Annotated in this window: 9 protein-coding genes and 4 tRNA genes; 8 read left to right on the top strand and 5 right to left on the bottom strand. The window is 67.0% G+C overall.

The window, feature by feature from the left end; all coding sequences use genetic code 11:
• The first annotated feature begins 145 nt into the window (after positions 1–145).
• Positions 146–1165 carry an App1 family protein phosphatidate phosphatase gene (locus FJQ56_RS00795; protein ID WP_140007315.1) on the top strand — a complete coding sequence of 340 codons (1020 nt, stop codon included), beginning with the start codon at positions 146–148 and terminating at the stop codon, positions 1163–1165.
• A 3-nt stretch (positions 1166–1168) separates the two neighbouring features.
• On the opposite strand, the gene FJQ56_RS00790 is transcribed toward FJQ56_RS00795, so the two are convergent.
• Positions 1169–2377 (bottom strand): ATP-binding protein, encoded by a 1209-nt coding sequence (locus FJQ56_RS00790; RefSeq protein WP_140007314.1) that lies wholly within the window; start codon positions 2375–2377, stop codon positions 1169–1171.
• A gap of 293 nt (positions 2378–2670) precedes the next feature.
• Here FJQ56_RS00790 and FJQ56_RS00785 point away from each other — a divergent pair, with 293 nt between their 5' ends.
• Positions 2671–3360 carry a GAF and ANTAR domain-containing protein gene (locus FJQ56_RS00785; protein WP_140007313.1) on the top strand — a complete coding sequence of 230 codons (690 nt, stop codon included), beginning with the start codon at positions 2671–2673 and terminating at the stop codon, positions 3358–3360.
• A 56-nt stretch (positions 3361–3416) separates the two neighbouring features.
• On the opposite strand, the gene FJQ56_RS00780 is transcribed toward FJQ56_RS00785, so the two are convergent.
• The 3 genes from FJQ56_RS00780 to FJQ56_RS00770 all read right to left on the bottom strand — a co-directional run bounded on the left by FJQ56_RS00780 (position 3417) and on the right by FJQ56_RS00770 (position 3705).
• Positions 3417–3491: transfer RNA gene (locus tag FJQ56_RS00780), tRNA-Val, on the bottom strand.
• Between the two features lie 25 nt (positions 3492–3516).
• A tRNA-Cys gene (locus FJQ56_RS00775) sits at positions 3517–3590 on the bottom strand.
• 42 nt (positions 3591–3632) lie between these two features.
• A tRNA-Gly gene (locus FJQ56_RS00770) sits at positions 3633–3705 on the bottom strand.
• Between the two features lie 134 nt (positions 3706–3839).
• Here FJQ56_RS00770 and FJQ56_RS00765 point away from each other — a divergent pair.
• Complete coding sequence (locus FJQ56_RS00765; RefSeq protein ID WP_140007312.1) at positions 3840–4658, top strand: aminotransferase class IV; 819 nt, start codon at positions 3840–3842, stop codon at positions 4656–4658.
• A gap of 226 nt (positions 4659–4884) precedes the next feature.
• Here FJQ56_RS00765 and FJQ56_RS00760 read toward each other — a convergent pair whose 3' ends face one another.
• Positions 4885–5298 carry an SsgA family sporulation/cell division regulator gene (locus FJQ56_RS00760; protein WP_140007311.1) on the bottom strand — a complete coding sequence of 138 codons (414 nt, stop codon included), beginning with the start codon at positions 5296–5298 and terminating at the stop codon, positions 4885–4887.
• A 181-nt stretch (positions 5299–5479) separates the two neighbouring features.
• Between FJQ56_RS00760 and FJQ56_RS00755 the strand changes: the two genes are divergently transcribed.
• The 5 genes from FJQ56_RS00755 (at position 5480) to FJQ56_RS00735 (ending at position 13676) form a co-directional block, all read left to right on the top strand.
• Positions 5480–5551, top strand: a tRNA-Val gene (locus tag FJQ56_RS00755).
• A gap of 866 nt (positions 5552–6417) precedes the next feature.
• Positions 6418–7419 (top strand): EcsC family protein, encoded by a 1002-nt coding sequence (locus FJQ56_RS00750; protein WP_170215215.1) that lies wholly within the window; start codon positions 6418–6420, stop codon positions 7417–7419.
• A gap of 49 nt (positions 7420–7468) precedes the next feature.
• Complete coding sequence (locus tag FJQ56_RS00745; RefSeq protein WP_140007309.1) at positions 7469–8677, top strand: DUF6361 family protein; 1209 nt, start codon at positions 7469–7471, stop codon at positions 8675–8677.
• Complete coding sequence (locus FJQ56_RS00740) at positions 8677–10509, top strand: phospholipase D family protein (protein ID WP_140007308.1); 1833 nt, start codon at positions 8677–8679, stop codon at positions 10507–10509. The genes FJQ56_RS00745 and FJQ56_RS00740 overlap by 1 nt, the downstream gene beginning before the upstream one ends.
• A complete protein-coding gene (locus FJQ56_RS00735; RefSeq protein ID WP_140007307.1) occupies positions 10506–13676 on the top strand; it encodes a DEAD/DEAH box helicase in 3171 nt (1056 codons plus the stop codon). Before FJQ56_RS00740 ends, FJQ56_RS00735 begins: the two co-directional genes overlap by 4 nt.
• Positions 13677–14048: the final 372 nt, after the last annotated feature.

The raw sequence follows: 14048 nt of genomic DNA, 5'->3' as shown, positions 1-14048 counted from the left end.
GATACTTGACTAAATTTCACGATTGGTGAAGCAAATCGTCAAGATTCCCTCAAGGTTCACACAAGTTTCGCGCAGCCCCGCCGGGAGGTGGGTCGATCCGAGCAGCGGCGCAGGTCTCGAAGGTGCGGGTGCCTAGGGTGACGTCATGGGTGCCGCCGGGTTGCTGCTGCGCCTCGAGCACGCCTGGGACGCGGCCCGCCTCCGCCGGGCCGGGCCGCGCCCGCCGGCCCACCTGCGCATCGAGCCCTACCTGGGTCACGGCAGCGACGCCGGGGTCGTCGTGCGCGGACGGGTCCTCGACGACCCCGCGCCCTCGGAGGCCGTCGAGGGTGAGGGTGTCGGCGCCGCCGTACGGCGCAGCGTGCGGCAGTTCGTCACCGATGACCTGCCCGGGGTGCCCCTGCGGATCAACGTCGCGGGCACGACCGTCGAGACCGCCACCGATGCCGACGGCTACTTCCAGGTCCGCCTGCAGCCCCACCCTGACCGGCTCACCGCGCCGTGGACCATCGGCACCGTCGAGCTCGCCGGGCCCTACCGCGGCTTCACCGATCCGCTGACCACGCCGCTCGACGTGTCGGTGCCGGGGCCCGACGCGACGTACGGCGTCATCTCCGACATCGACGACACCATCCTCGAGACCGGCGTGCAGCGCGTCGGGCGGATGGTCCTGCAGACCCTCACCGGCTCCGCCCTGACCCGGACGCCCTTCCCGGGTGCCGCCGAGCTCTACGTCGACCTCGCCGCCGACGCCAACCCGGTCTTCTACGTCTCCTCCAGCCCCTGGAACCTGCACGCCTTCCTGCTGGCCTTCATCCGCCACCGCGGCTTCCCGCGGGGCCCGGTCCTGCTGCGCGACCTGCTCGGCTCGGCTGCCGGTCGCGAGCCGAAGCACGGCCGCATCCAGGAGATCCTCGACCTCCACCCCCGGCTGCGGTTCGTGCTCCTCGGCGACTCCGGCGAGAAGGACCCCGAGATCTACGCCGCCATCGCCCGCGCCAACCCCGGGCGGATCCTCGCGATCTACATCCGCGAGGTGCGGCTCGACCCGGGTGACGGGCGGGTCGAGAAGGTCTCCGGCACCTGGGACGAGGACGTGCCGTTCGTGCTGGCGGCCGACACCGACGCCGTACGACGGCATGCGGTGGGGCTCGGGCTGCTCTGAGGGTCAGTCGGCGGTCGGGAGGTCGACGGTGAAGGTCGAGCCCTGCTGGTGCTGGGACCGTACGCCGATCCGTCCGTGGTGCTCGCGCACGATGGTGGCCACGATGTGCAGGCCGAGTCCGGTTCCCTGGATCTGGTGGGTCTCGGCGGTCGAGGACCGGAAGAAGCGCGTGAACAGCTGGGGTTGCTCGTCCTCGGGGATGCCCACGCCGTCGTCGCTCACCTCGATCCGCGCGAAGCTGCCGAGTCCCTGGCCCTCCGACTCCGCAGTTCGGCTCACCGAGCAACGGACGTGTCCGCCGTCCGGGGTGAACTTCAAGGCGTTGCCTACGAGGTTGACCACCACTCGTTCGAGGTCCTCGGCTCGCCCCTCGACGAGGAGCGGTTCGGCAGCGATGTCGAACTCGACCGACACGTCTCGCTCCGCGATGCTCGCCTCCAGAGCATCGTGGGCCTCGTGCGCGACCGCGACGAGGTCCAGGCTGACGTGGGGTCGCGGCGCCCGTGACTCGAGCGTGGCCACGACGAGGAGGTCGCTGGCCAGTGCTGCAGCCCGGCGAGTGTTGCGCTCGATGGCCTCGACGAACTGTCGCTGCCGTGGGCTGAGGGCTCCGGCCGTCTCGTCGCTGAGGAGCTCGGTGTAGCCGCCGATGCTGGTCATCGGGGTTCGCAGCTCGTGACTGACGCTGGAGACGAACTCGGTGCGGGCGATGCGGTCCTCGGCGTTGAGCACGTAGACCGTGGCCACGTCCGCAAGGGTCTGGGCGACCGCGAGATCCTGGGGGTCCAGATCTCCCGCGCTGGTCCGGTACAGGTCGAGAGCCCCGACCCGGCGGTCCGCGCTGCGCAGCGGGAAGGCGAACACGGCCGCGAGCCCGGCCTCTCGGGCGTGCTTGGCGAACCGTGGGAACGGCGTCTCGACGGCCAGGTCCGGCACCAGGATCGGGTGCTCGCTCGAGTACGCCGCGATGCAGGGTCCCTCGTCGAGGTCGGTCTGCAGCTGCTCGAACTCGGCAGCGGCCGGGCCCCTGCTGGCGACCATCCGCGGTCGGGTCCGCTGCGAGATCAGGCTGACCCCGGCGGCGTCGATGGGCAGCAGGTCGACGGCGTGACGGATCAGCTCCTCGAGCAGGTCCTGGACCGGGTAGTCGGTCAGCAGGGTCCGAGCGAACTCGCTGAGCACCCCGACCAGCCGCTCGGTCGACGACGTCACGGGACCCCTGCCGAGCAAGGCCGGGGGTGGTTCTCGAGGTTCTCGAAGCCCAGGAGGCGGGTAGTTGCCGAACCGTCGCGGAGGGACTCCGATGTCACGATCGTTCCTTGTGCACGTCCACCCATGAGCCGTGGTCTGACCCGTGAACTAATCCAGCATAACCAGCGGACGGAGAGCGAGTACGGAGAATGCAGGACAGCGGGTTACCGTAGGACCCCCGGGTCATACAGCGGCCTGGTTCGCTTTATCTGCGCCTCACGTAGGGCTCGGAGGATTTCCTCAGGAGCCCCGCGGTGCCTTCCTACCCTCATGTCGAGGTGCTGACCGCTGCTGCGGCCAAGCTGAGCTCGGCCCTCAGCCTCGACGACACCCTTCGTGTCGTCGTCCAAACTGCTCTCGACGCCCTGCCGGCCATCGACCACGCCGCGGTCACCCTGGTCGCCGAGGACGAGAAGTGGTCGACGTCGTCGGCCAGCGACGACGTCGCGCTGCAGCTCGACAGCATCCAGTACGAGCTGCGTCAGGGGCCGTGCGTCGACGCCCTGCTCGACCCCCGGACCGCAGTCGTGGAGCTGGAGAACGCCCGGCACGATCCCCGCTGGCACGACTACCTGGTGCGGGCGGTCCGGCTCGGCCTGCGGTCACAGCTCGCGCTGACGCTGCGCCTCGGCGATCGCACCGTGGGTGGTCTCAACCTCTACTCGACCTCGAGCGACCGCATCGGCGACCACACCCGCGAGCTCGCTCCGCTCCTGGCCACCCACGCGACGCTCGCCATCAGTCACGCCCGCCAGGTCGAGAACCTGTACCGGGCCATCGAGAGCCGCTCGACGATCGGTCAGGCGGTGGGCCTGACGATGAAGGAGTACGGCATCAACAGCGAGGCCGCCTTCCAGTTCCTCATGCGCCTGTCGTCGTCGACCGAGCGCAAGCTGCGGGACGTGGCGGCGGACATCGTCGCGGTCGCCGACGAGATCGGCTGACGAGCGGTCCCGGTCGACCGGCGTACGACGCCGAGAGAGGACCAGGGGTGAAGAGCTGGTGGACGATACTGGGATTGAACCAGTGACCTCTTCCGTGTCAGGGAAGCGCGCTACCGCTGCGCCAATCGTCCGTGGTGGTGCTGTTGAGTTGTCGTGTGGAGGTGGGTACGGGATTTGAACCCGTGTACACGGATTTGCAGTCCGTTGCCTCGCCTCTCGGCCAACCCACCGTGCTACTGACAGGAGGTCCGGCCGTGACACTGACCTCTCCGAGCGGACAACGAGACTCGAACTCGCGACCTCAACCTTGGCAAGGTTGCGCTCTACCAACTGAGCTATGTCCGCCTGCAACCTGGTGTCAGCCGCCCTTGCCTTGGCTGTCCTTGAGTGCGTGAGAACCGTACCCGATGCCTCGGGGTCGACCAAAACCGGTATGCCTGTCGTCGTGTCGTCACGCGCCTGATGCCTAGAGTGCGGCCATGCGCGCCTGGATCGACGGAGCCCTGCTGGACGACCCCACCGCCCCGGCGGTGAGCGTCATCGACCACGGCCTGACCGTCGGCGACGGGGTGTTCGAGGCGATCAAGGTCGTCGACGGCCAGCCGTTCGCGCTGGGGCTGCACCTGGCGCGGCTCGCGCGGTCGGCCGACGGGCTCGGTCTCGGCGAGGTCGACGAGGCGCACCTGCGCGCCGGCATCGCGGCCGTCCTCGACGGCCAGGACCTCGAGCTCGGACGGATCCGGATCACGCTGACCGGGGGACCGGCGCCGCTCGGGTCCGGGCGGGGCGACCACCCGATGACGGTGGTCGTGGTCGCCGCGCCCATGGGGTCGGGCGAGCCGACCACGAGCGTGGTGACGGTGCCGTGGCCACGCAACGAGCGCGGGGCCCTCGCGGGGCTCAAGACGACGTCGTACGCCGAGAACGTGGTCGCGCTGGCCGAGGCCAAGCGCCAGGGGGCGACCGAGGCGGTCTTCGCCAACCTGGCCGGCCACCTGTGCGAGGGAACCGGTTCCAACGTCTTCTACGTCGTCGACGGGGAGCTGCGCACGCCCACGCTCGCTTCTGGGTGCCTGGCGGGGGTCACCCGGCGCCTCCTGCTCGACTGGTACGGCGGGATCGAGGTCGACGAGCCGATCGCGGTCGCCGAGGCCGCCGACGAGGTCTTCCTCGTCTCGACGACCCGCGATGTCCAGCCGGTCGTGCGGTGGGGCGAGCGGGTGCTCGACGTGGGTCCGGTGACGCTGGGCGCCGCAGCGGCTTGGCGCGAGCGCGAGCCGGAGCTGCTCGGCCAGTAGCCCCACACACCACGGTGGTCGTCCCGAGGCCACCCCACCCTCGGTGGTCGAGCTTGTCGAGACCCCGTCAGCCCACCCCGTCGGTGGTCGAGCCTGTCGAGACCCCGTCAGGCCACACCCCCATCGGTGGTCGAGCCGAGAGGCGCCCCAGCGCCGATCGAGTCGAGACCCCCGCAGCCGGCCCACCCAGCCCACCCCGTCGGTGGTCGAGCCTGTCGAGACCCCGTCAGGCCAGCAGCTCGGCCAGGAACCCGTCGACGTCAACGGTCTCCTCACCAGGTAGCACCGCAAGCCACGTACGCCCGAGGAACGCCAGCAGGTCACCACTACGCACCTCGACCTGCAACCGACCCTCGGGGGAGTGGAAGTCCACCCGGACGACCGCGAGACCGTTCTCGTCGAGGCCGGGGGACAGCCGGATGTCGCCGTCGCCGGCAGGCTCGCCCAGACCGCGGGCAAGCAGGCTGCGCGCCATCACCCACGGGATCTCCCCGGACGGCACGTGGAAGGTGACCCTGACGGCGTACGGATCGGTGACGTCGTAGGAGAACGTGGCGATGAACGCCATCGGTCGTCCGTGCTCGTCGTCGCAGTGCAGGGCGATGTCGGCGGTGACCGCGGGAGCAAGCGGCTGAGGCATGGGGGGTTCCTGGTGTCCGAGACCGGTGGGGGACGAGAGAACGCGACGTCTCTCGCACCTATGGACGCATCTTCAGGTCGTTCGGTTGCGTCAACCGGAAAGATTTCCGTGGATCGTTACCGTTCGGTGACCGACTACGACGTCCCCGCGACCATGCGTTAGAGTCCATGACCGCACACCGGGGCGATTGGCGCAGTGGTAGCGCGCTTCGTTCACACCGAAGAGGTCACTGGTTCGAACCCAGTATCGCCCACCCCGTTTCCGCAGGTCAGAGGGTGTTTTAAAGAATCGACGGTGTCGCCGGGGAACTATTGGGAACACCAAGAGTTATGGCGGCGATGTTCCCCACGGGTTCCCAGACTTCGCGCGTTCGCGGGCCGTCAGCGCGGGACCGAACGGGAGCGGATGCATTAGTACTCCTTAGCACCGCCTCATCACCATCCACGACCGGGACCATACGACTGCCGTCGCAACGGGTTGCGAGATCGCAAAGTACGGTCGCATGCCGGTTGCACGGGGGGGTGTTTCGAGGGCGTAGGTCGCCTTGAAGTTGGCCCGCGCGGTCGCGACTGCGTCGACCCTTGAACCCCCCGAGCGCACCTGCCCAGCACTGGGTTGGTCGAGTCGGAGCAGCCCGATGGCGCGTCACGAACTCAGGCACGAGCGCCTCCGCATTGACAAGACGCTCGAAAGCCATAGCCCGCACATAGGGCGCGCCTCAGGGATCCTGCCGGTCGTGTCACATGGCCGGCAGGTCGGCGAACTCGTGGCAACTGAGTCCTGTCAGCATCGAATCAGTCATCCTGAACCGCTCTGAGCCGGAGTGCGACGACGACGCAACAGGCCCCGTTGTCGCTTCGGCAATGAGCTGCGCATGTGAGCCTGCCTGAGAATCTCTGCACGGCAAGGGTGACGCTAAGGCTCGGTCGTTCATAGCGTGCCGGTTTGATCCGGGTCAGGCGTGCCGCGCGAACAGATCCAGCGAACGGGGTGCGGTTCTTTACCTACTGAGGTAGACACCTCGAGTGGCCGCGTCCAGATCGGTCACGGTGAGTCTCGAGACCCATGCGATTCGTCGATGGCTTACCGGCCCCGGCGAACCGAGAGTCAAAACCTGAGATGACCAACCTCCCTTCTAGGCTCGCCGACTTCACCAAGCTGTCGGCGTACGAACAGAAGACGTGGACTTCTGCGGTAGAACGACTTAACACCCGCCGGGACGGACTAATGCGCAAGTTCGCCGCACCGGTCACCAAGCCAGTAGGTCGGCTGACGGTGCAGGTCTGGAAGACCTTGCCGCTCCACGAAAACCTGGAGGAGTCGGTCTTCAAAGCCATGCGCGGCTTGAAAGCAGTGACATTCGATCCCGCGCTCCGTAGTGTCAATGCAGGCAAGCCGTTGAGCCGGCGTGGGTTCTCCGATCGACGTGGGTTGCTCGCGCTCGATCTGGAGGAGATCGACCGGTCATTCCCCCGACTGCGCACCGCCTACACCGGCGCCGCTTTGATCGAGGGCGGCGGCAGCGCGCTGGCCGTCACGGGGGCCGAGGTAGCCACGACCGTGAGCGCAGGAGCGACGGCTGGAGTCGCCGCAGGCGCGATCGCTGCAGACGTCGTGGCGTCGATGGCAATCATGGGGCGGGTGATCGGACGAGTTGCAGCCGAGTACGGCTACGACGTCAGGTTGCCCGACGAGGAAGCGTTCGCCTTGGGCATCATCTCTCTCGGCACGGCAGGAACGGCGGCAGAGAAGGTCGCGGCCTTGGCGAGCCTGCGGCGTCTCGCCAATCAGATGATGCGCCAGGCGACCTGGGCAGAACTCAATCAGAGTGTCTTGGTGCAGATCATCCGTCGCACTTTCGATGCGCTGGGTGAACGCCTGACCAAGCAGAAACTCGGGCAGGCCGTGCCCATCGCGGGTGTGCTCATCAACGCGGGGTTGTCGGCTCAGATGGCCGACAGCACCTACCGCACGGCCCGCGACGTGTACCGGCTCCGATTCCTCAGCGAGAAGTACGACATTGATCCGGGCTCCTGGACGCTGCACGACGAGAGCGACCCCGACGACGTGCTCGGTGCGGCGCTCGACGACGCGGATAATGCTGGGGGCGGCCCGCTGTGACGACGGATCGCTCGGAGGAGCACCTCACGGTGGTGGAGGTCGTATAGCAATGGCATCCACCTTCGGCTGGCTCGACCAGGACGACGCTCAGCGAGCGGCGATGAACGAGGTCGTCAAGCTCTTCCAGGACAAATCCAGTGTCGACGAACTCGGCATCGGTCCGATCCGCGACGCGTTCTCCAACTCGTTCTTCCCGGGCACGTCGGTGTTGCATACCCGCATTCGCTATTTGTTGTTCGTGCCGTGGCTCCTGCTCGAGTCCACGCGAAAAGGCCAGCCTATCGACGCGGCCCGCATCGAGCTGAAAAGCCACGAGGTCCGGCTTATCAAGGCGCTGCTTAAAGGCGGGATGACCAGCGGGGTGATCGGCAGTCAGGCCCAGGAGCGCCTCCTGACGATGCCGAGCCAGGTCTACTGGCCAGCCCTGCAGCGGCTCGGTCTGATCGGTTGGGATTCGAGCATCGACGCACATCTAAGACGAGCCGGCCAGGCGGCGCGCCGCGGTCGCGACGTGACCGAGGGAGACGTCGACGAGGCCGGAGGGCCGGATCTAGGCGTCCATCGGGACATTCCGGCTCCTCCTCGTGACCTGTTGAAGACGGCCACCTTCGATCTCCGCGCCGACGAGGCTGACTTCCTCCAGAGCATGCTGGTTCGGCTGCCGGGCGGCTCGTTGCTCTCGTGGCTGGCTGCGCGACCACGCGGGGCAAGTGGTGCTTGGCCATGGGAGATGCCCGCCGTTGCCGATCTTCCCGAGACATTGAGCGCCTCTGTCGAGCACGCCCGGCGGCTGCACCACGCATGGCACGGCGCGCCGTTGCTTTACAACCTGATGCTCGCTGAGCTCACCCGTCGAGATGACCTGGTCTCGGTGTTCGACGAAGCGCTCGCCGACTGGGAGTCGGAGCTGAGCGACCATCGGGTCTTCGAGGCGTGGTCGCGCCCGACCTTTTGGTCGCACGTGCGCGCTCTCAACCCACGCCTGCGCACCTCAACCCAGGACTTCGTCGAGCGCTGGTGTGGCGTGGCCGAGCGCGGTGAGCATCGGGGCGAAGCAGCGCGACGACTGATTATCGAACGCGAGCTGCGCCTGAAGGGCCGGCGGGCGCGTCTGCACCATGCCCAGGCCCGAGAGACCTGGTCCCCCGGCGCGGGCACCGGACGCTTGGGCTACCGCTGGGGGATTGCGCGCAGCTATCTGACAGATCTTCACGAGGGTCTAACACGAGACGACGCGTCGACCGAGGAGATCCTCTGATGCTGGATCCCGAGGACCGTCACCTCCTCACTGATGCCTTGCGGCCACCGGCTGGACACGCCGTCGATGCGGCGCTCGCCACGACTTACACCCTCGACCTGCACACGCTGCTTCTGGCGCCACTGGCAATGGCTGCATACGACCACAGCGAGGGAGACGCCGCCACGATCGACCCGGCAACCCCAGTAGCCCTTCTGGAGTCGATTCGTCGGCATGCCCAGCACACGGTGGTGCTGTGTCAGGCCGCCGGCATCCACGTGCCGCCAACCTATCCGCGACTGGCGGCCTTCGCCGAGGGGATCGTGGCCGAGGTGCACCCGCCACCGGGTGGCACGTTCCACCCGAAGATCTGGCTACTCAGGTTCATCGACGTCTCGGGCAACCATCGGCACCGTTTCGTGTGCCTTAGTCGCAATCTCACCGGAGATCGGTCCTGGGACACAGTGCTCGTCTGCGACGAGGACGACGATGCCGCGATTATCATGGACGCCGCGCCGCTGGTTACCTTTGCCGCTGAGGTGCTCGAGATGTTGGTTCGCCCCTTGGACGATGCGAAGCAGAACCTGATCAACGACCTGTTCCGGACGTTCGCCGAAGCACGTCTCAGTGTGCCTGCCCCCTTCACGGCTGCGGAGGTACTCGCGCTCGGCACGCCGTCCGGCGGATCCTGGCCTCTTCCCACGACGGCTCTGTCCTGGATGGTCATCTCGCCGTTCCTCGACGTCGGCGCGCTCGGGCGCCTTCCACGCGCGGACGGGCGCCGAGTGCTGCTCTCCCGGTCCGACACCCTGGACCGGGTTGGCCGGGCCGCCTGTCGAGGAGCGGAAACCCTGGTGCTCCAACCGATGGCGGACGTCGCCGACCTCGATGAGCTGCTCGACGCCGACGACGGGCGGGCACGGCAGGCACAAGGGCCACCTCCAAGAGGTCTCCACGCAAAGGTGTTCTGCTGGGACGATGGGGAGGCGGGCCACGTACTAACGGGCTCCGCGAACTGCACGGGAGCCGCCTTCGGCGCCAACATCGAGCTGTCGGTCCACCTCACTGGGCCTCGCGTGACGTGCGGGCCGGACGCGCTTCTGAGCGACGGCAAGTCGGGACTGCTACAGCTCGCCCAAGCCTACGAGTGCGCCGCCGACGAGGGGGTGGACGATCCCGCTTACGCAACCGAGCGGCGCATCGAGTCGTGGCACGCGGCGATCGCTGCGGAGCGACCCGCACTGGAGGTGACGCAGCCAGGCGACTCCTACGACGTGAGCCTCCGGCTCGAGCTGCCCGCGGATCCCCATGGGTTGGCCGCCGTGACCACAGTTCGCCCGGTCGGCCTCTACAACGCTCAGCCCCTACCCGTCGGGCGGACTGCCATCTGGCGCGGCCTAGGCCTGCACGCGCTCGGCCCCTACGTGGTGCTCAGCACGACGGTCACCCTCGATGGCGAAGACCTCACGCGCGAATGTGTTGCCCTGTGTGACGTCGAGGGGGCGCCCGCTGATCGACTGCGACGCCTCCTGCGTGACCTGCTCTCCCGCCAGCAGGATCTGCTTCGCTATCTGACCCTCCTGCTCGGCGACCTCGGCGCAGACGACCTCCTCGATCGACTCGCATCCGACGACGACGACGCTGGCGGCGGGCTTGGCGTCGGTTTCGGTCAATGGTTCGACGACCTCGTCCTGTTGGAACCACTGATCCGAGCTGCTGCGCGTGACGACGATGCACTGGCTCGGGCCCACCGCTTGCTGGAAGACCTGCGGGGAGACGACGGCGAACTACCCGCACTAGACGCCGAGTTCCTCGAGCTCTGGCAGGTCGTCTGGGAGGGGAGGCACGCATGAGCACTGATTCGCAGGAGCGCCCCGACCTGGAGCACGAGCTCAGCATCCTGAAGGACTTTCAACGTGCGACCGTCGAGATGGTGCACGACCGTCTCTGGCACCCCGACGATCCGACGCGACGCTTCCTCGTGGCCGACGAGGTCGGTCTGGGCAAGACCCTGGTTGCCCGTGGCGTGATCGCCAAGACGATCGAGCATCTTTGGGACTCCGTCGACCGCATCGACGTGGTCTACATCTGCTCCAACAGTCAAATCGCGCGCCAGAACCTCCCCAAGCTCCGGATCGGAGGCGGCGTAGCGAGGCACGATGCGGACCGGTTGACAATGCTGGCCTCGCAGCTGCGCCATCTGCAGGGTCGCAAACTCAACTTCATCTCGTTCACGCCCGACACCTCCTTCAACCTGCGCAGCAACGGCGGGCGCGCTGAAGAGCGGGTGTTGCTCTATCGCATGCTCAAAATTGCAGAGCCGAGGGTCCGACCAGGTCCATGGACGGAGTTCTTCCGATGCACCGCGGGACACGACAAGTTCAAGCGCCACGTGCGTGATCACGACGACTCGGTCATCTCTGCCGAGCTTGCCAAGGATTTCGAGAAGTTGCTGCTCGACGACAGCGAGGGCGAGGGGTCGCTGCTGGATGACGTGATCGACTGCGTCGAGGAGTTTCGCATGGCGACGAAGGTGTCGTACGGCCTGAGCTCGCGGCGCTACGCACTGATGGGCCGCCTGCGTCGATCGCTCGCTAGGGCAGCTGTGACGCGGCTTCAGCCCGACCTCGTGATCCTCGACGAGTTTCAACGTTTCAAGGACCTTCTGGCTGACGAGGGCGAGGGTGCCGAGCTCGCGCGAGAGCTCTTCGACCATGCCGACTGCCGTCTACTGATGTTGAGTGCCACGCCCTTCAAGATGTACACCCTCCCCGACGAGCCTGAGGGCGACGACCACTACCGCGACTTCGTGGACACCATCCGCTTCCTGGCCGGCAATGAGCGGGCCGCCCGGGTCAAGTCGCACATGGCAGGGATGCGTTCGGGGCTGTACGCCCGAGACCTCGACCGCGTACGTCGAGAGCGTGACGCTGCTCAAACCGAGCTGCGTCGGGTTATGTGCCGGACCGAGCGCCTCGCAACGACCGCGGACCGTGATGGGTTTGTGGTCGAGTGCGAGTGGCCGCTGACCAAGCTCGTGCCCGAGGACGTCCGCGACTATCGACGGCTGGGCGCGGTGGCCAAGGTGGTCGGCGGCCAGGATCCATTGGAGTTCTGGCGCTCCTCGCCGTTCGTGCTCGAGCTTATGGAGCGCTACCAGGTCAAGGACCGGCTGACCAAGCACGCACCTGATGATCCGGCGCTCGTCGCTGCCTTCGCCACGCCGGGTGGATCGCGCCTGACGTGGTCCGATGTAAGCAGTTATGCGGCCATCGACCCCGGCAATGCCAAGATGCGCGGACTTGTCGGCGACGTACTCGATCGGGGTGCCTGGAAGCTGCTGTGGATCCCGCCCTCCTTGCCCTATTACAAGCTCGACTTGGCGTATGCCGACGCCGAGCTCGTCACTTTTACCAAGCGGCTGATCTTCTCGGCCTGGGCCGTCGCGCCGAAGGCGATCAGCACCGTCCTCAGTTATGAGGCGGAGCGACGCATCAGCGAACGTGCACGCGAGACGAGCACGTCCAGCGGTTTCGCTCAGTACGACGCGACCCGCCCGACTGGGCTGCTGACGTTCAATCGGAGCGCTGAGGGGCGCAACACTGGTATGCCTGTGTTTGGTTTGCTCTATCCGAGTGTGACGCTTTCAGAGCTGGGTGACCCGCTCGCCGTCGCGCGAGACCTGGGGCAGACCCTGCCCCTGTCGTGGGCGGTCCTCGAGGGCGAGGTGCGTCGACGAGTGGCTGCTGCGTTGGCGGAGCTGCCTCTCGGACCGAGCTCAGGAGCAGAGGACGAACGCTGGTACTGGGCAACGGGAGCACTCCTCGACCGCCAGCGCGAGGCCGACCTGATGGGCGAGCTCACCTACGGTTTCTCCTACGAGGAGCACGACGACCACCGCCGGTTCGACGACCACTGTGACGAGGCTTCTGCGATCACATCGGTCGAGCTCGGTCGTCGTCCAGCCGACCTCGAGGAGGTCTTGGTGATGCTCGCGATCGGTGGGCCTGGGAATGCTGCGGTGCGCAGTCTGGCGCAACTCTCTGGCGGGTCGTCGACCGAGATGATCGACGACGTCCGTGAGGCAGCTTCGGCGATGGCTTGGTCGCTGCGCAACTTATTCAACAAGCCCGAGGTGATGGGCATCGTGCGAGGGGGATCCGATGGTGCCTATTGGCAGGACGTCCTCGCGTATTGCGTCCACGGTGGCCTGGGGGCAGTCCTCGATGAGTACGTTTACGTGCTCGACCAGCTGGCCTCGGCAACGGAGCGGGGTGCGCGGGCACTAGAGATCGCCCGGAGCTTCGATGAGGCCGTCTCGTTGCGCACGGCGGCCCAGACCTTCACCGACGTCCAGGTCCGCCGCCACCGGGTCGACCTGACCACCCGACGGACCCGCAGCCACCTGGCGGTCAGGTTCGGTCGAGGGGTCGCCGAGGACGACAGCAGCGCGATGCGCGAGGGCCAGGTCCGAGCCGCGTTCAACTCGCCATTCTGGCCTTTCGTCCTCGCCTCGACGTCGGTGGGGCAGGAAGGTCTCGACTTCCATCAGTACAGCCACGCTGTCGTCCACTGGAACCTCCCGGCCAACCCCGTCGACCTTGAGCAGCGTGAGGGCCGCGTGCATCGCTACCAGGGCCATGCGGTGCGCAAGAACGTGGCGAGCGTTTACGGGGGGCGACCTGAAGTCGTAGCCGCGATTAGTCCTTGGCGCTGCGTGTTCGAGCTTGCGGCTGCAGATCGGGAGCCAGGGGCGAGCGAGATCTATCCGTCGTGGATCCCGCCGCTCGACGGTCCGGCGCGCATCGAGCGCTACATTCCCGCGCTACCGCTCAGCCGCGAGGCACACGCACTGCGCAGGCTCCTACGTACTTTCGGCGCCTACCGGATGGTGCTCGGCCAGCCTCGCCAAGCCGACTTGCTGCGCTACTTAGGCGATCTGGAACTGGACCTGGCCGATCTGGCGATCGACCTCGAGCCACCGCCGCTGCCGCTGTCGACTTCAGTCGACCACGAGTGAAGACCGCCGCTTCCGATGACGTCTAAAAGGTGTCGAAGTCGATGGGGATGACGGCAGAAGTGCGTCACGCGTAGGGTCGCAAGCGCACGTAGAGCCATGTGGGTCAGAGTTGGGGGAGACGCCCCGTTGAATTCGTTCCCTCGAACGGGCATGACGTCGGTGCCGCAGATGACCGGCGAATCTTGCACGGTCTTCATGGCCAGCACTGTGTTCTGCACAACAATAGGCACCCCGGCCGAGTCGTCGGAGCAGCAGCCATCGACCACCTAGCAGTGCGGCACTGGCCATCCTCACCGCAGATCGCTACGAGATTCACTCAATCGGCTTAGCCGAGCATCCAGAGATTCCTGGGCGAAGCACGCCGACCAGCGA

Source organism: Nocardioides plantarum (assembly GCF_006346395.1).
GTDB classification, from domain to species: Bacteria; Actinomycetota; Actinomycetes; order Propionibacteriales; family Nocardioidaceae; genus Nocardioides; species Nocardioides plantarum.
This window is presented reverse-complemented; position numbering and strand designations above follow the sequence as displayed.

What these genes read in the sequence shown, in the direction of transcription:
- FJQ56_RS00795 (WP_140007315.1), top strand. Translation starts at nt 146, where the DNA reads ATGGGTGCCGCCGGGTTGCTGCTGCGCCTCGAGCACGCCTGGGACGCG.
- FJQ56_RS00765 (WP_140007312.1), top strand. Translation starts at nt 3,840, where the DNA reads ATGCGCGCCTGGATCGACGGAGCCCTGCTGGACGACCCCACCGCCCCG.
- FJQ56_RS00760 (WP_140007311.1), bottom strand. Translation starts at nt 5,298, where the DNA reads ATGCCTCAGCCGCTTGCTCCCGCGGTCACCGCCGACATCGCCCTGCAC.
- FJQ56_RS00750 (WP_170215215.1), top strand. Translation starts at nt 6,418, where the DNA reads ATGACCAACCTCCCTTCTAGGCTCGCCGACTTCACCAAGCTGTCGGCG.
- FJQ56_RS00745 (WP_140007309.1), top strand. Translation starts at nt 7,469, where the DNA reads ATGGCATCCACCTTCGGCTGGCTCGACCAGGACGACGCTCAGCGAGCG.
- FJQ56_RS00740 (WP_140007308.1), top strand. Translation starts at nt 8,677, where the DNA reads ATGCTGGATCCCGAGGACCGTCACCTCCTCACTGATGCCTTGCGGCCA.
- FJQ56_RS00735 (WP_140007307.1), top strand. Translation starts at nt 10,506, where the DNA reads ATGAGCACTGATTCGCAGGAGCGCCCCGACCTGGAGCACGAGCTCAGC.